14 protein-coding genes are annotated in these 15,259 nt (G+C 69.8%); 7 read left to right on the top strand and 7 right to left on the bottom strand.

Features of this window, described 5'->3' with window-relative positions; translation table 11 throughout:
- Positions 1-320: 320 nt before the first annotated feature.
- From ACS5Q7_RS21805 to ACS5Q7_RS21820, 4 genes are all read left to right on the top strand, one after another.
- Complete coding sequence (locus tag ACS5Q7_RS21805; RefSeq protein WP_478341361.1) at positions 321-443, top strand: hypothetical protein; 123 nt, start codon at positions 321-323, stop codon at positions 441-443.
- Between the two features lie 109 nt (positions 444-552).
- Positions 553-1,452, top strand: a complete 900-nt coding sequence (locus ACS5Q7_RS21810) for an LpxL/LpxP family acyltransferase (RefSeq protein ID WP_478341413.1) — start codon at positions 553-555, stop codon at positions 1,450-1,452.
- Entirely contained in the window at positions 1,449-2,771 is a 1,323-nt protein-coding gene (locus tag ACS5Q7_RS21815) for an HlyD family secretion protein (RefSeq protein ID WP_478341362.1), read from the top strand. The genes ACS5Q7_RS21810 and ACS5Q7_RS21815 overlap by 4 nt, the downstream gene beginning before the upstream one ends.
- 23 nt (positions 2,772-2,794) lie before the next feature.
- Positions 2,795-4,915: a peptidase domain-containing ABC transporter gene (locus ACS5Q7_RS21820; RefSeq protein ID WP_478341363.1), complete on the top strand. Its 2,121-nt coding sequence runs from the start codon at positions 2,795-2,797 to the stop codon at positions 4,913-4,915.
- Between the two features lie 13 nt (positions 4,916-4,928).
- On the opposite strand, the gene ACS5Q7_RS21825 is transcribed toward ACS5Q7_RS21820, so the two are convergent.
- Together ACS5Q7_RS21825 and ACS5Q7_RS21830 are read right to left on the bottom strand one after the other, a co-directional pair.
- Positions 4,929-5,675: an SDR family NAD(P)-dependent oxidoreductase gene (locus ACS5Q7_RS21825; protein WP_478341364.1), complete on the bottom strand. Its 747-nt coding sequence runs from the start codon at positions 5,673-5,675 to the stop codon at positions 4,929-4,931.
- 3 nt (positions 5,676-5,678) lie between these two features.
- Entirely contained in the window at positions 5,679-6,539 is an 861-nt protein-coding gene (locus ACS5Q7_RS21830) for a 2,4-didehydro-3-deoxy-L-rhamnonate hydrolase (protein WP_478341365.1), read from the bottom strand.
- Between the two features lie 88 nt (positions 6,540-6,627).
- On the opposite strand from ACS5Q7_RS21830, the gene ACS5Q7_RS21835 reads away from it, so the two are divergent.
- Positions 6,628-7,383, top strand: a complete 756-nt coding sequence (locus ACS5Q7_RS21835; RefSeq protein ID WP_478341366.1) for an IclR family transcriptional regulator — start codon at positions 6,628-6,630, stop codon at positions 7,381-7,383.
- 174 nt (positions 7,384-7,557) lie between these two features.
- On the opposite strand, the gene ACS5Q7_RS21840 is transcribed toward ACS5Q7_RS21835, so the two are convergent.
- Genes ACS5Q7_RS21840 through ACS5Q7_RS21850 form a run of 3 tightly spaced genes read right to left on the bottom strand, consistent with a single transcriptional unit; the run spans position 7,558 to position 11,842 of the window.
- A complete protein-coding gene (locus ACS5Q7_RS21840) occupies positions 7,558-8,631 on the bottom strand; it encodes a catalase family protein (protein WP_478341367.1) in 1,074 nt (357 codons plus the stop codon).
- Positions 8,632-8,687: 56 nt separating this feature from the next.
- Complete coding sequence (locus tag ACS5Q7_RS21845) at positions 8,688-10,028, bottom strand: sigma-54-dependent transcriptional regulator (RefSeq protein WP_478341368.1); 1,341 nt, start codon at positions 10,026-10,028, stop codon at positions 8,688-8,690.
- Positions 10,025-11,842: a sensor histidine kinase gene (locus ACS5Q7_RS21850; RefSeq protein WP_478341369.1), complete on the bottom strand. Its 1,818-nt coding sequence runs from the start codon at positions 11,840-11,842 to the stop codon at positions 10,025-10,027. Before ACS5Q7_RS21850 ends, ACS5Q7_RS21845 begins: the two co-directional genes overlap by 4 nt.
- Before the next feature lie 300 nt (positions 11,843-12,142).
- On the opposite strand from ACS5Q7_RS21850, the gene ACS5Q7_RS21855 reads away from it, so the two are divergent.
- Positions 12,143-13,480 carry a dicarboxylate/amino acid:cation symporter gene (locus ACS5Q7_RS21855; RefSeq protein ID WP_478341370.1) on the top strand — a complete coding sequence of 446 codons (1,338 nt, stop codon included), beginning with the start codon at positions 12,143-12,145 and terminating at the stop codon, positions 13,478-13,480.
- Between the two features lie 67 nt (positions 13,481-13,547).
- On the opposite strand, the gene ACS5Q7_RS21860 is transcribed toward ACS5Q7_RS21855, so the two are convergent.
- Both ACS5Q7_RS21860 and ACS5Q7_RS21865 read right to left on the bottom strand, forming a co-directional pair.
- Positions 13,548-13,982, bottom strand: a complete 435-nt coding sequence (locus tag ACS5Q7_RS21860) for a BON domain-containing protein (RefSeq protein WP_478341371.1) — start codon at positions 13,980-13,982, stop codon at positions 13,548-13,550.
- Between the two features lie 105 nt (positions 13,983-14,087).
- Positions 14,088-14,330 carry a hypothetical protein gene (locus tag ACS5Q7_RS21865; protein WP_478341372.1) on the bottom strand — a complete coding sequence of 81 codons (243 nt, stop codon included), beginning with the start codon at positions 14,328-14,330 and terminating at the stop codon, positions 14,088-14,090.
- A 427-nt stretch (positions 14,331-14,757) separates the two neighbouring features.
- Here ACS5Q7_RS21865 and ACS5Q7_RS21870 point away from each other — a divergent pair, with 427 nt between their 5' ends.
- The gene (locus ACS5Q7_RS21870; protein WP_478341373.1) at positions 14,758-15,192 is read left to right on the top strand and encodes a GlcG/HbpS family heme-binding protein; all 435 of its coding nucleotides are present in this window, start codon (positions 14,758-14,760) and stop codon (positions 15,190-15,192) included.
- Positions 15,193-15,259: the final 67 nt, after the last annotated feature.

A 15,259-nucleotide genomic window follows, 5' to 3' on the forward strand; every position in this document is an offset into this window, starting at 1 on the left:
AGACGAAAGATCTCGGAAACGATTGTTTCCAACCGAGCCGACGACTCACGGACCGCTACCAACACAATCATGAGAAGCCTTTGGTCCTGACGCTATCAACACTTTCGATATTAGGCTGAATGCCAACAGGGGCATTCAGCGAAATTTAACCCATGAATGTTGTTGATAGTAAGCGCCATAGGTCCGTTCTTGAGCAGATTCAGTGCTTATCCGTAGTTTTCCGCGCTTGTTGGTAAGGTTGTGTAAACCTACCGTCGCCTCACGGCCGGGTTGCACCCTTGAAGCGGGGGCGGCGCCGCGCCGCATCAAGGAGGCATCTCGTGAAGAAGCTCGACCTCAAGGCCCTGAAGACCGTTTCCGGCGGCTGCTGCATCCCCTGCGCGCCCTGCAAGCCCGCGCCCTGCGCCCCGGCTCCCAAGAGCTGCAATTCCTGCTGCTCGTAAGCCGAGCAGGAACGGACCGCCGGGCCCGGTTCAGCCCGGTGGTCCGCCCCTCGTGCCGCCCCTCGTGCCGCCCCTCGTGCCGCCCCTTGCAGGCGCTGGGGGCTTGACGATGATCGAGGTGCCGCGCTCGCAAGCCATGGCGGCGAGGCTGCCCCTGCCCATCCGCCGCCGGGCCTTCAAGGCCGTCTGGCCGGCACGGCGCCTCCGGCATGGGCGCCCCACCCTCGGCCTCGCTCCGGTCTTCGAGCGCACGCTGCGGGTCTCCCGCGCCGAGGCGCGAAGCCTCGATGCCGAGGCCCTGTTCTCCGATCGCCTCGTCCAGCTGGAATGGCTGTCGCTTCTCGTGCGCTCCCATGGCGCCATCCGCGCCGACATGCGCCGCGTGGCGATGCCCGAGCGCCGGCTGATCGAATCCATCGCTTCCGGCGACAAGCCGGTCATCCTCGCGCCGATGCACATGGGCTGCTTCGCCCTGGCCTTCGCCGCGATCATCGACACGCTCTTCGCCGGGCGGCGCATGTTGATCCTGCGCAACCGTGAGGACCGGCCCGTCGAGACCGCCGTGATGCAGCGCATCCGCGAGGTCGGCGTCGACATGCGCTTCCTCAACGTCAACCGGAAACAGGACTTCCTGAAAGCGATCCGCTTCGCCCGAGAGGGCGCGGTGATCGTGAGCTTCATCGACCTGCCCGGGAGCTACGGCGCGCCGTTCGACACGACCCTGTTCGGCCAGCCGGCCCGGATCGCGATGGGCATCGACCAGCTCGCGCGCCTGACCGAGGCGACGGTGGTCCCGCTCGCCATCACCTCGACGCTGGCGGGCGACACGATCCATGTCGGCCAGCCCTTCGAGGTCGCGGACAGTCATCCCGAGACCCGCCACCGGGTCGCGGAGGGCGTCCGGCGACATATCGAGCGCTCGATCCTGCGCGCGCCCGAGCAGTGGTTCATGTGGCCGCGCCTTGAAGAGTACCTGTGCGAGCCCGTCACCTGGGGAGCCGTGGGATGACGCTGTCCGAACGGGAGACGGACGAGGCGATGGCGGAGCCCGTCGAGGAGCAGGCCGCGCCGGAGGCCGAGCCGGAACGCGTCGCCTCGGCCCTGCCGAGCGCGCGCGTGCTCCAGACCATCGACCTGCGCCAGAACCGCATCGCGACCTTCGCGGGACTCCTCACGGTCGCGGTGGTGGTGGCCGTGTGTGCCGGCCTGTGGTTCGGCCGCTTCGCCCAGACCGAGAGCGTGCGCGGGATCGTGGCCGCCACCAGTGGCTTCGCCCGCATCGACGCCCCCCGCGCGGGCGTCATCACCCGCCTCGCCGTGCGCCAGGGCGAGGCGGTGGGGGTGGACCAGCCGATCCTGGCCCTGCGCATGGGTACCGCCACCGCCGGGGGCGAATCGGCCGTCGAGGCGGAGACCCGGACCCTCACCCTCACCCGCAAGGCGCTGAAGGAGGAGGTCGACCGCGCCACCGCCTTCATCGACGAGGCGACCCGGCAGCAGGCGCGGATGGAAGCGGACCAGACGGCCTATTACAGCGGCCTCGCCGACCAGATCCGCCGGTCCGAATCGGCGGCCGAGCGCAGCCGCGCCACGGTGAAGCGCGTGGCGGCCTATGTCCGGCAGGGCGACGCCACCCGCGAATTGCTCGAAGCGCACGAGCGCACGACCTTCGACTATGAGCGCCTGACCTCGGACCTCCGGCTCAAGCGCATGGATCTCCAGCGCCAGGATGCCGAGCGCACGCGCGATTTCCGCAACCTCATCGCCGCCAAGCAATCGCAGCGCGTCACCGCCCAGAACCAGATCGAGGCCACCGACAGCCGCCTCGCCGCCCTGCGCACCGAATCGGCGCTCGAAATCCAGGCCCAGAATGCGGGCACGGTGCTGGCGCTCGCCGGAAAGGTGGGGGATTCGGTCGAGGCCGGGCAGTTCCTGGCCGCCATCGGCGATCCCAACGCCGCCCCGCTCATCGTGGTGGAGGCGCCGGCCCGCGCCATCGGCCTCGCCAAGGTCGGGCAGCGGGTGATCCTGAAATACGATGCCTTCCCCTACAAGACGTTCGGCATCTACCACGGCACGATCACCTCCATCTCCGAGGCCGCCGTGCGCTCGCCCGAGGCGAAATCGGATTCGGGGCTCGACCCGCGCCCCGTGGTGCGCCAATCGACCTACCGCATCGAGATCGCCCCCGACCGGCCGGATGTCGATGCCTATGGCGAGCGCGTGCCGGTGAAGATCGGCTCGACCCTCTCGGCCGACATCATCGTCGAGCGCCGCCGTCTCATCGACTGGATGCTCGACCCAATCCGCGCCCTGCGCGGCCGCTGATAGGATTGCCCGGAGCGCCCCCGATGTTCGGCGGAAGACTGCACAAGCGCACCGTGCGCACGGTGCTGCAGAGCGAGACCATGGAATGCGGGCTCGCCTGCCTCGCCATGGTCGCCAACGCCCACCGGCACGACCTCGACCTGCCTTACCTGCGCGCCCTGTTCCCGCCCTCGCGGCGGGGCATGTCCTTCGCCGAGATCGTCGAGGTGGCGGGCCAGATCGGCCTCGACGCGCAGGGGCTCGCGGTCTCGCAGGTGGAGGAACTCGCCGGGCTCAAGGGCCCCGCGATCCTGCACTGGAACGGCAACCATTTCGTCGTGCTCGAAAAGGTCGTGCGCGGCACCTTCCACGTCCACGATCCGGCCTTCGGCCCCCGCACCTACGCCCGCGAGGACATGGAACGCCACTTCGCGGGCGTCGCCCTGGAATTCGAGCCGCGCCTCGACTTCAAGGCGGTGAAGGCCTCGCGCAAATCGCTGTTCTGGAGCGTCTATCGCTCCTGCCGGGGCATCGAGCACACGGTCGGGCTCATCGCGGTCATGTCGCTCGCCGCGACGCTGTTCGCCCTGGCGACGCCGATCTTCCTGCAGACGGCCATCGACACGGTGATCCCGCAATACGACCTCGACCTGCTGACGGTCGTCATCATCGGATTGCTGCTGTTCACCGCCTTCGAGGCGGTGTCGCGGTGGCTGCGCGACCTCATCACGCTGCGCGCGGCGACGATGTTCGAGATCCATTTCACCCGCAACATCATCGGCCACGCGATGCGGCTGCCGGTCTCCTTCTTCGAGACCCGCCATCCCGGCGATTTCGTCACGCGGCTGACCTCGATCGACCAGATCAAGACCTTCCTCGTCACCGGCTTCGTCTCGTCCATCGCGGACGGGATCATGTCGGTGCTGCTCGTCGGCATGATGTACTATTACGCGCCCGCCATGGCCGGCGTGTCGGTGCTGACGCTGCTTCTCGCCATCCTCGTGCGCTTCGCGACCTACCCCGAGATCGCCCGCGCCACGACGCTCTCCCTCGAATCGCGGTCCGAGGAGCAGGCGCGGCTCCTCGACGGGCTCGCGCAGATCGCCACGCTGAAGGTGAGCAACACCGGCAGCTTCTTCGCGCTGAAATGGCTCGAAAGCTTCACCCGCTTCGCGAATTTCAGCTACCGCTCGAAGAAGCTCTCCATCGACGCCGACCTCTACCTGCACCTGATCTTCACGCTCGGCACCGTGGCGACACTCTACATGGGCGTGACCGACGTGATGAAGAGCACCCTGTCGGTGGGCGTGCTCTACGCCTTCTTCGCCCTGCGCGGCTCGTTCTTCACCACCATGAACACGCTGATCATGAGCCTCCTGCAGCTCTCGGTGATGCGCGTGCATTTCGGCCGGCTCGACGACGTGCTCAACGAGGCGCCCGAGCCCGCGAGCGAGGGCGTCCACATCGCCCGCGCCATCCGCCGCTCCGTCGCCCTCGAAGGGCTCTCGGTGCAATTCGCCGCCAACGACGGGCCGCTGATCTCCGACATCGACCTCACCATCGACATCGCCCGCCACGAGACCCTGGCGATCGTCGGCCCCTCGGGCTGCGGCAAGTCCTCGCTGCTGCGGATCCTGGCGAGCCTGCACCCGGTGCCGAAGGGCCGGATGCTGGTGGACGGGCGCGCCCTCGACGCCTTCGGCGTCCACGAATACCGGTCCAATATCGGCTGCGTCTTTGCGGACGACCAGCTCTTCGCCGGCACGGTGGCCGAGAACGTCGCGCTCTACTCGCCGGACGTGACCCAGGCGCAGATCGAGGAGGCCCTGTCCGAGGTCGGCCTGCTCGATGCCGTCTACGGCCTGCCGCAGGGCTTCGCGACGATGCTCTCCGACGAGAGCCCGCTGCTCTCCACCGGGCAGCGGCGGCGGCTGATCCTTGCCCGCGCCCTGTGCCGCCGGCCGCGCCTGCTGCTCCTCGACGAGGTGACGGCCAATCTCGACCCGGCCTCGGAGGCGGAACTGGTGCAGGCGCTGTTGCGCTTCCCGGCGGCGAAGGTGTTCGTCACCCATAGCCGCCACGTCCTGCCCTATGCCGACCGGGTGCTCACCGTGCGCGGCGGTCGGCTGGTGCCGGTCCCGGCCGGGGCGGCCGAGGCCGCCTGACCGGGATCCGCTCTCAGTAGGTCGCGCGACCGCCCGAGACGTCGAACACCGCGCCCGTGGAGAACGACGCCTCCTCGCTCGCGAGCCAGCAGATCAGCGCGCAGACCTCGTCGATGCCGCCGAACCGGCCGAGCGGGATCTTCGAGAGCATGAAGTCGATGTGCTCCTGCGTCATCTGGTCGAAGATCGCCGTGCGCACGGCCGCCGGGGTGACGCAGTTCACGCGGATGTCGGTCCTGGCGAGCTCCTTGCCGAGCGACTTGGTGAGGCCGATCACCGCCGCCTTCGAGGCCGAATAGGCGGAGGCGTTGGGGTTGCCCTCCTTGCCGGCGATGGAGGCGACGTTGACGATCCGCCCGTAGCCGTTCCGCTCCAGGGCGGGCACGGCCGCCTGGTTGCAATAGAATAGCCCGTTCAGGTTCACGTCGATGACCCGGCGCCATGCCTCCGCCGGGTAGGCCTTCACGGTGGTGTTCGGCCCGGTGATGCCGGCGCTGCACACTAAGACGTCGAGGCCGCCGAGCGCCGCAAGGCTCGCCTCCATCGCCCGCGCCACCGCGTCGGCCTCCGCGATGTCGAGGGCCTGCACGTCGGCGGCCCCCGTCGCGTCCTTCGCCTTGGCCAGGGCCTCGGCGTTCAGGTCCCACAGGCTCACCTGCGCCCCCTCGTCCCGCAGGCGCGCGGCGACGGCGAGGCCGATGCCGGAGGCGCCCCCGGTGACGATGGCCCTGCGGCCCTGGAAGCGGTTCGCGAAGGCCATGGCTCAGGCCTCCCGGCGCTGCCAGGCCAGCACGTCCTGGCGCTGCTGCCCGAGCTTCTCGATGCCGAGGGTCATGACGTCGCCGGGCTTCAGGTAGACCGGGCTCGGCTTGATGCCCATGCCGACGCCGGGGGGCGTGCCGGTGGTGATCACGTCGCCGGGCATCAGCGTCATGAAGCGGCTGACGTAGCTGACGATGTGCGCGCAGGTGAAGATCATTGTCCGGGTGTTCCCGGTCTGCATCCGCCGGCCGTTGAGGTCGAGCCAGAGGTCGAGCGCCTGCGGGTCGCCGACCTCGTCGGCGGTGACGAGCCAGGGACCGACCGGCCCGAACGTGTCGCAGCCCTTGCCCTTGTCCCAGGTGCCGCCGCGTTCGATCTGGTATTCGCGCTCGCTCACGTCGTTGACGAGGCAATAGCCGGCGACATGATCCAGCGCCTCCGCCTCGGAGACGTAAGCCGCGCGCCGGCCGATGACGATGCCGAGCTCGACCTCCCAATCGCCCTTCACCGCATCCTTGGGCAGCATCACCGGATCGTTCGGCCCGTTGAGGGACGAGATCGCCTTGGTGAAGATCACCGGCTCGGAGGGGATCGGCAGGTTCGATTCGGCGGCGTGGTCGGCATAGTTCAGGCCGATGGCGATGAACTTGCCGATGCCCGCCACCGGCACGCCGAGGCGCGGCTCGCCCGCGACCACGGGAAGGCTCTCCGGCGCCAGAGCCGCGAGCTTGGCGAGGGCGTCCGGCCCGAGGCTGCGGCCATCGATATCGGGCAGATGGCTGGACAGGTCGCGGATGCGGCCTTCGCCATCGAGCAGGCCGGGCTTCTCCTGGCCCGCCGGGCCGTAGCGCAGAAGCTTCATCGCGTCTCTCCCTGTCCTTGCCTAATCCCATAATGTGGGATAGCGTTTTTCTATATGGGACGATAATGGCGAGAGAGGCGTGGCGTCAATGTCCAAGCCCGCATCGGGCAGCCAGACCCTGCTGCGCGGGCTCGACGTGCTCGACGCGGTGGCGGCGGGGGCGAGCGATCTGCCGGCGCTCTCGGCGGCACTCGGCACCACGCGCTCGACCACGCACCGGCTGGCGGCGGCCCTGGTGGAGCGGCGCTACCTCACCTTCGTGCCGCGCGAAGGCTACCGGCTGGGGCCGAAGCTGATGGAACTCGGCTTCCGCGCCCAGGCGACGATGGCGGTGGCGCAGGTGGCCCGGCCGCATCTGGAGCGCCTGTCGGAGACCTGCGAGGACACGATCCATCTCGGCGTCCTCGACGGCGAATGGGCCCTCTATCTCGACAAGATCCCCGGGCGGCGGCGGGTCGAGATCAGTTCGCGGGTGGGCGAGCGCCAGCCGGTCTGGTCGACGGGCCTGGGCAAGGCGCTGATCCTCGATCTCGGCGAGGCGCGCTGGCGCGACTTCTACCGGGTCGGCGAGGCGCGCGGCGCGCATCCGCCCCGCGACCTCGACACGTGGCTGACGCGGATGCGCGACTACGCCGAGCGGGGCATCGCCTTCGACCACGAGGAGAACGAGCCGGAGGTGCGCTGCGTCGCGGCGCCGATCCGCGACGCCTCGGGCGCCATCGTCGCCGGGCTCAGCGTGTCGAGCACGGCGCAATACATGGATGCCGAGCGGATGGAGCACCTGACCGGCGAAGTGCGCGCCACCGCCCGGACGATCAGCCGGGCGCTCGGCTGGTCCGGGTAGGGCATTGCCGGGGAGAGGCGGCTTATGCCGTGTCTCCCGTCTTTGCGAGCGGAGCGAAGCAATCCAGGGATCCGCCACATCCGGTCAGGTCCCGCTGCCCTGGGTTGCTTCGCTGCGCTCGCAAAGACGGAGAAGCACGTTCGAAGCCGCGAGGTCGTCGGTCCCCTGGGGGATCTATCGCCCGGCGGGCTCGTGGATCGGGCAGCCGTTGAAGCGCTCGCGGAACTGCGCGGAGTGCTTGTAGGGCGCGTTGCGGGCGCGGTTGATGTTGCCGAGGGGCCGGTGGGCGTCGAGCCCGGTCCAGACGCTGAAGCGCATCTCTTCGTCCACCGCCTGGACCCGCGCCGGGTCCCAGCTGTCCTGCGGGCCGACGGTGATCGTGGCGACCGTCTGGAACGGTGCCTCCTCCTCGTCCCACTGCACGGTCGGATCCTCGACCGGCTGGCGTTCCAGGTCGCGGCAGAGCTGCACGCGGAACTCCCAGACGCCCTGGATGCCCCGCATCTCGGCTTGCACCGTCTCGCGGATGGCGTTCGGGCGGCCGGAGGCGTCGATCTCGGTGCCGGTGAGGGCGGTGAGCGCCGGGGCGACGGGGCGCACCGAGAACTTGGCGATGTAGTCGCCGTAGCGGAACGGCGTGACGCTGTAATAGGTCTCGCCGAGGGGATCGACGTTGGGCGCCCCGCCGAGGGAGGCGAGGGTCGTGCTCTCGACGCCCACCGCCTGCAGCGCCTTGTTGACCCCGCGCAGCACGGTGGAGCCGAACACCTTCAGGCCCTCGGCCCGGTCGGTGGTGGCGGCCAGCAGCTTCAGGCTGCCGAGGAACTTGTCGGCGCTCGGCGCCTGGAAGACCGGCCCGTTGACCATGATGAAGTTCTGCGTCGTCCCCTCCGCGTCCGGCAGGCGCGGGCCGGCTGCGTCGAGCACCTTGAGGGCGAGGCCGCGCGGCAGGGAGACCGAATCCGGCAGGATGTCGCCCGCATTGGTGGACATCCGCAGGTAGACTTTGTGATCGCCGGGGGTGGCGAACAGGCCCTGCGCCAGCTCGGGCGGCAGACCGGCCTCGATGCGCATCGTCCCTTCGAGGATGCCATGCGACTTGGCGTGGACCGAGCGGACGGCGTGGCCGGAATCGTCGGCGACCCGCTGAAGGATCGTGTCGAAGGTCTGGCACAGGCCTTCGATGGTCTTGTCTTCGTCGGGCTTAACAGTCTCGACGTCCGGGCTATAGCGAACGGGTGCTTGCACGGGTCTCTCCTCGGCCGAAGCGAGGACAGAACCGGCCAGGGGCGGTGCCGTTCCAGCTACCGGTAATCGGTGGGCACGAGTCCGTAGCGGGCGATCTTGTCGTAGAGCGTCTTGCGCGGGGCGCCCAGCGCCTCGGCGGCGAGGCGGACGTCGCCGCCCGCGACGATCAGCTCGTCGCGGATCAGGTCGCGCTCGAACCGCTCGACGCGCTCGGCCAGCGTCGGGGTCGGCGCGGCCTCGGCCGCCTTGTCCTCCGGCGCGAAGCCCAGCGCGCAGCGCTCCGCGAAATGCCCGAGCTCGCGCACGTTGCCGGGCCAGGGGTGGCGCTGGAGATGGTCGCGCACCGCCCGCGTCACCGGGGGCGGCTCGCGGCCGAAGCGGGTCGCGGCCTTCGCCAGGAAGTGCTGGAACAGCAGCATCACGTCCTCCCGCCGGTCGCGCAGCGGCGGGATAGCGATCGTGATGACGTTCAGCCGGTGGTAGAGGTCATCGCGAAACGTGCCCTGGGCGGCCTCAAGGCCGAGATCGACCTTGGTCGCGGCCACGACCCGCATGTCGATGGGGCGGACCTCGTTGGTGCCCAACGGCTCCACCGTCCGCTCCTGCAGCACCCGCAGGAACTTCACCTGAAGCGGCAGCGGCATGCTCTCGATCTCGTCGAGGAACAGCGTGCCGCCGTGCGCGTGCTCGATCCGCCCGATCCGGCGCTTGAGGGCCCCGGTGAAGGCGCCGGCCTCGTGGCCGAAGAGTTCGCTCTCCACCACGCTGTCGGGCAGGGCGCCGCAATTCATGGCGACGAAGTTGCGCTCGGCCCGGCGGCTCCAGCGGTGCAGGGCGCTCGCCACCACCTCCTTGCCGGAGCCGGTCTCCCCCAGAACCAGCACGTCCACATCCGCCGCCGCCACGTCGCGCACGAGGCGGCGCAGGCGCACGATCTCCGGCGAGAGGCCGAGGAAGGCGGGGTCCTCGTCGAGGGCCGCGTCGAGGCGCGCCCGCAGGCGGCGGTTCTCCACCACGAGCCGCCGCCGTTCCAGCGCCCGGCGCACCGAGGCGACCAGGGCGTCGGCCGGGTAGGGCTTGGCGAGGAAATCCACCGCCCCGCCCCGCAGGGCCGCCACCGCCATGGAGATGTCGCCGTGGCCGGTGATGAGGATCACCGGCAGGTCGGGGTCGATCCGGTGCAGCCGTTCGAGGAGGGCGCGCCCGTCCGCGCCGGGCAGGCGCACGTCGCTCACCACCACGCCCGGCGCCTCCGCGAGGATCGCGGCGAGCGCCGATTCGGCATCCCCGAAGGTCTCGACGGCGAACCCGTCGAGTTCCAGGCTCTGCCGGTTGGCGCGGCGCACATCTTCCTCGTCGTCGATGAAGACGACGCGCTCCGCTCCGTCCCCGCTCATGCGCTCGCCTCCGTCTCCTCGGCGCGGCTCTCGGCCGGCGCCGCGCGCACCAGTTCCACCCGGAACACCGTGCCGCCGCCGGGGGCGTCTCGCACGCTCAGCGCGCCGCCGCACTCCTCGACGATGCCGCGGCTGATGGCGAGGCCGAGCCCCAGCCCATCCGCCTTGGTGGTGAAGAACGGCTCGAAGATCTGCCCTCGCGCCGCCTCCGGGATGCCCGGCCCGTCGTCGCGGACCTCGATGCCGACGCGCTCGCCCTCCGCCGCGACCGACACCGCGACCCGCCGGGACGGCCGCGCGGCCACGGCGTCGAGGGCGTTCTGGAGCAGGTTCACGAGAACCTGTTCCAGGCGGGACGCGTCGCCGATCACCGCGAGGTCGGGCACGGCCTCGACGGTGAGGGGCGTGCCGTCGGCCTCGGCCCGCGCCGCCGCCACTTCGAGGGCGCCGCGCAGGAGCGCGTCCACCGGCACCGGCTCGCGGCGGCCGGAGGCGCGGCGGGCGAAGCCCTTCAACTGGCGGGTCAGGCCGCCGATCCGGTCGGTGAGCCGCCCGATCGCCGCGACGTTCTCCGCCGCGTCCTGCACCCGGCCGCGCTCCATCAGCTTGCCGGTGTTGTCGGCATAGGAGCGGATCGCGGCGAGCGGCTGGTTGATCTCGTGCGCCATGCTCGCGGCGAACTGGCCCAGCGCGGTGAGGCGCCCGGCCTGGGCGAGTTCGCGGCCTAGCCGCTCGCGCTCGGCCATCTCCTCGCGCAGGCGGCCGTTGGCGGCGCTGAGGGCGCGAGTCCGCTCCTCCACCCGCGCCTCCAACTCGGCCCCCCGCGCCGCCGCCTCGGCGAGGCGGGTGCGGGTGCGGGCGCGGCGGGCGAGCCAGACGGTGAGTCCGAACCCGGCGAGGCCCGTCGCCAGCACGGCGATCAGTTGCGCCTGCGCCCGTTCCCGCGCCACCGCCTTCGGGATCGGCGTGAGGCTGTGGATGCGCCAGGGCGTGTCGCCCACGGGGGCGTCGCGCAGCAGCGCGAGCGCGGCGGGCTGCGCCCCCCGGCCGACCCGCACGAGCCCGTCCTGCGCCGGGAAGAGCGGCAGGAGGCTCAGCGGCGCGTCGCCGAAATCCTGCGCCGCGCGGATCTCGGCCTCCGCCTCGGCATCGAGAGGGCGCAGGCTGCGCAGGCGCCAGGACGGGTCGCTCGCCACCAGCACGATGCCGCGCGGATCGGTGACGAACACCGCCTCGGACGCCGCCCGCCACGCGGCCTCCACCCCGTCGAACTCGATCTTCACCACCACCACGCCGAGCCGGTCCCCGACCCGCCTTGAGAGGTAGAAGCCCGGTCGCCCGCTCACCGTGCCAAGAGCGAATTGCGAGCCGGAGCCCCCGGCCATGGCATCGCGGAAATACGGGCGGAAGGCGTAGTTGCGGCCCACGAAGCCGCGCTCCTCGGTGGCGTTGCTCGCCGCGACCGTCAGGCCGTCCGGCCGGATGACGTAGATCACCGCCGCCCCCGTCGCCGTCGCGATCTCCGCGAGGCGGGTGCTCACCCGCTGCGCGATCTCGGGGGCGGCGCCCTTGCGCAGGGCGTCGACGATCTCGGGATCGGAGGCGAGGGCGAGGGGCAGGGCGGTCTGGCGCTGCATCTCGGATCGCAGCGCCCCGGATTGCAGGGTCAGCGTGGCGCGGGCCTGCCGGCCGAGGTCGGCGAGGGCCGAGCGCTCGGCCGTCCGCCCCGCGAGCCACGCCGCCAGGACCATCGCCGCGAAGCCGGCGAGGAGGGCGAGGACGCGCCCCGTTCCGGTGTTCGGCGCGGCACTCATGGGACAGTTCCCGGTGCGAAACCCCGGAAAGGTTTCGAGCCGCCCGTGCGGGATCCCGGAACGGGTGTTTCCGGCGTCTCAGCCGTTCGTGCAGAAAACGCAGCCATCACAATGGTTTACAAATTCCTTCCGCGTGTCCGGCCACTGGCACACCCGTTGCCATTCCCCGGACGTAACGCAGTCCTGCCATCCGCGCATGACTGCCGCCCCCGGGGCCAAAAGCAAGTGCGACGGAAGCCTGGGCGCGTCAGCCGAGGCCAACCGAAGCGTCCCGATTCCCGCATTGGAGGAAACGCCTCGATGGCTGTCGTCCCGTCCCCGCTCACCGCGCCGCATCCGCCGGCCAAGCCGAAGCCGTTCTACCGCACGCTGTACTTCCAGGTGCTCGTCGCCGTCGCGCTCGGCATCCTCACCGGCCATTTCTACCCGCAGCTCGGCGCGGACCTGAAGCCGCTCGGCGACGCGTTCATCAAGCTCGTGAAGATGATCATCGCCCCGGTGATCTTCCTCACCGTGGTCTCCGGCATCGCCGGCATGACGAATCTCGAGAAGGTCGGCCGGGTCGGCGGCAAGGCGCTGATCTACTTCCTCACCTTCTCGACGCTCGCCCTCATCGTCGGCCTGATCGTCGCGAACGTGCTTCAGCCGGGCAACGGCCTGCACATCGATCCGAAATCCCTCGATCCGAAGGCGATCGCCACCTACGCCGGCAAGGCGAAGGAGCAGAGCATCGTCGACTTCCTGATGAACATCATCCCCTCGACGGCGGTCGGCGCCTTCGCGGGCGGCGAGATCCTTCAGGTGCTGTTCTTCTCGATCCTGTTCGGCTTCGGTCTGGCCTTCCTGGGCGAGCGCGGCAAGCCGGTGCTCGACATCATCAAGGTGCTGTCGGAAGCCATCTTCGGCGTCGTCAACATCATCATGAAGGTCGCCCCGCTCGGCGCGTTCGGCGCGATGGCCTTCACCATCGGCAAGTACGGCATCTCCTCGCTCGCCAACCTCGCCTACCTCGTCGGCGCGTTCTACCTGACCTCCGCGATCTTCGTGTTCGGCGTGCTCGGCCTCGTCGCCCGCTACAACGGGTTCTCGATCATCCGGCTGATCCGCTACATCAAGGAAGAGCTGCTCCTCGTCCTCGGCACCTCGTCGTCGGAATCGGCGCTGCCGTCCCTGCTGGAGAAGATGGAGCGGGCCGGCTGCTCGAAGCCCGTCGTCGGCCTCGTGGTTCCCACCGGCTACTCGTTCAACCTTGACGGCACCAACATCTACATGACGATGGCCGCCCTGTTCATCGCCCAGGCGACGGACACCCCGCTGTCGCTCGGCGAGCAGGCGCTGCTCCTCCTCGTGGCGATGCTCTCCTCGAAGGGCGCGGCCGGCGTCACCGGCTCGGGCTTCATCACGCTGGCCGCGACGCTCGCGGTGGTGCCCTCGGTGCCGGTGGTCGGCATGGCGCTCATCCTCGGCATCGACCGGTTCATGTCCGAGTGCCGCGCGCTGACGAACTTCATCGGCAACGCGGTCGCCTGTGTCGTCGTCGCCCGCTGGGAGGGCGAGGTCGACGAGGCCAAGCTCGCCGCGACGCTCGGCACCAAGCCGGTCCCCGCCGCCGCCCCGGTCCTGCACGCGGCCGAGTAAGCCCGTCCGCCACGACCCGCGCGTTCCGATCCGCCCCGGCCCTGCCGGGGCGGATGTCCTTTGGGCCTCAGACAACCTCGATCAGGTTGATGAGGCCGAGCAGGCCCGGCGTCTTCGCGACGGCCGCCTGCGCCTCGGTCTTCTGGGATGGCCCGGCCACCGTGCCGGTGAGCGTGATCCAGCCCTCCCGCGCCTTCACGCGGATCGCGTCCGGCGGCACCGCCATGGTCCATTCGAGGATCTGGGCGGCCCGGCGGGCGAGGTCTTCGTCACGGGGACGCCGCGCGGCCGGCAGGCGCACCGTCACCTGCTCCACCACGCCGCGCACCCCCGGCACCCGGCGGGCGGTGGCCCCGGCGGCTTCTCGCTCGGCATAGGAGGCGACATGGCCGGTGAGGGTCGCGATGCCGGCATCCACCGCAACGCCGATATGGGCGGCGTCGAGGCCGGGATCCGAGGTGAGCGCGTCGATCACCGCCTGCCTGACGGTGCGGTCGGTCATGGGTCCACTCCCTGCGGAAACCGGGGCTCGCCCGGGGCCAAAGCCCCGGCTTGCCCGGTTACGGGAAGGACCGCATTGATCCAGCGCAAAGGCCGGCGGCGCGCCTCAGGAGATGAGCTGGGCGGCCGATTCCATCATATGCCGCACCATCGCCTCGCGGCGGGCCTGGGCCAGGACGAGCCGCGCCGCCTTGCGCGCGTTCGCGGCCCGCTGCACGGCGCCGGGGCAGCCGTCCCGCAAGGCGCGGACGGCCAGCTTGCGAAACCAGTTCGCATTGGCGCGGGCGATCGCGCGGCGTTCGGCAAAGCCGTTCGCCCTGGACGACGTTGCCTCGGCGAGGCTCGACATGACGTTGGCTCCCCATACGCATCCCGTACGGCGCTTGCCTGCCGCCGTCCGACTCACGGAATTACGCTATACGACTCATCTACCCCATGATCTCGCAGAATGAAAGCAGCAAAATTGAACTCAGTAATCAGCATGTCTGAATTCAAACTCGCTCACGGGCAGCCAGTGCCGTTGCTGGTAACTTAGTTGAAGAACATGGTGAACGAGGCTTCATTTGGTGGACGGATAAATGAGGGTATTTACCGACGCCACGTAAGGTTTTTCACGTGGCGATCTCTCGCGAACACGGCGATGGTGGGTGACTAAATCTCAAGTATGATCGAAAGTCGATCAAGCCGAAGGTCATCGCCGAAAGGCCCCGCGCTCCTGCATTGATGAGGTATGGCGGCTCCTATAGCCTCGGCGGCCCCATCAGGAGGAGAACGCCATGCACGTCACCATCGACCAGGCCCTCACGGCCATCCGGGCCGCCGAGGCGAAGGCGAAGGACCTCGGGACGCAGATGTGCATCGCGGTGGTGGATTCGGGCGGCAACCTGAAGGCCTTCCACCGGATGGACGATGCCTGGGTCGGCTCCATCGACATCGCGCACAAGAAGGCCAAGACCGCCGTGTTCTTCGGCATGATGACCGGCCAGATCGGGCAGCTTTCCCAGCCCGGCGGCCCGCTCTACGGCATCGAGCACTCGAACGACGGGCTCATCACCTTCCCCGGCGGCATCCCGATCGTCGATTCGGAGGGCGTGATGTCCGGGGCGATCGGCGTCAGCGGCTCGACCGTCGAGAACGACCACGCGGTCGCGGAGGCCGGTGCCCGCTCCATCGGCCAAACGGAACTCCCGGCCCATCCCTGGCGCACCTGACGCGGGGTTGCGCTGGATCAATGCAGTCCTCCTTTCATGAGGGAGGATGGCCCGTCCGAGAGCGGAG

The organism is Methylobacterium sp. Gmos3, from assembly GCF_056430985.1.

What these genes read in the sequence shown, in the direction of transcription:
- ACS5Q7_RS21810 (WP_478341413.1), top strand. Translation starts at nt 553, where the DNA reads ATGATCGAGGTGCCGCGCTCGCAAGCCATGGCGGCGAGGCTGCCCCTG.
- ACS5Q7_RS21815 (WP_478341362.1), top strand. Translation starts at nt 1,449, where the DNA reads ATGACGCTGTCCGAACGGGAGACGGACGAGGCGATGGCGGAGCCCGTC.
- ACS5Q7_RS21820 (WP_478341363.1), top strand. Translation starts at nt 2,795, where the DNA reads ATGTTCGGCGGAAGACTGCACAAGCGCACCGTGCGCACGGTGCTGCAG.
- ACS5Q7_RS21825 (WP_478341364.1), bottom strand. Translation starts at nt 5,675, where the DNA reads ATGGCCTTCGCGAACCGCTTCCAGGGCCGCAGGGCCATCGTCACCGGG.
- ACS5Q7_RS21830 (WP_478341365.1), bottom strand. Translation starts at nt 6,539, where the DNA reads ATGAAGCTTCTGCGCTACGGCCCGGCGGGCCAGGAGAAGCCCGGCCTG.
- ACS5Q7_RS21835 (WP_478341366.1), top strand. Translation starts at nt 6,628, where the DNA reads ATGTCCAAGCCCGCATCGGGCAGCCAGACCCTGCTGCGCGGGCTCGAC.
- ACS5Q7_RS21845 (WP_478341368.1), bottom strand. Translation starts at nt 10,028, where the DNA reads ATGAGCGGGGACGGAGCGGAGCGCGTCGTCTTCATCGACGACGAGGAA.
- ACS5Q7_RS21850 (WP_478341369.1), bottom strand. Translation starts at nt 11,842, where the DNA reads ATGAGTGCCGCGCCGAACACCGGAACGGGGCGCGTCCTCGCCCTCCTC.
- ACS5Q7_RS21855 (WP_478341370.1), top strand. Translation starts at nt 12,143, where the DNA reads ATGGCTGTCGTCCCGTCCCCGCTCACCGCGCCGCATCCGCCGGCCAAG.
- ACS5Q7_RS21860 (WP_478341371.1), bottom strand. Translation starts at nt 13,982, where the DNA reads ATGACCGACCGCACCGTCAGGCAGGCGGTGATCGACGCGCTCACCTCG.
- ACS5Q7_RS21865 (WP_478341372.1), bottom strand. Translation starts at nt 14,330, where the DNA reads ATGTCGAGCCTCGCCGAGGCAACGTCGTCCAGGGCGAACGGCTTTGCC.
- ACS5Q7_RS21870 (WP_478341373.1), top strand. Translation starts at nt 14,758, where the DNA reads ATGCACGTCACCATCGACCAGGCCCTCACGGCCATCCGGGCCGCCGAG.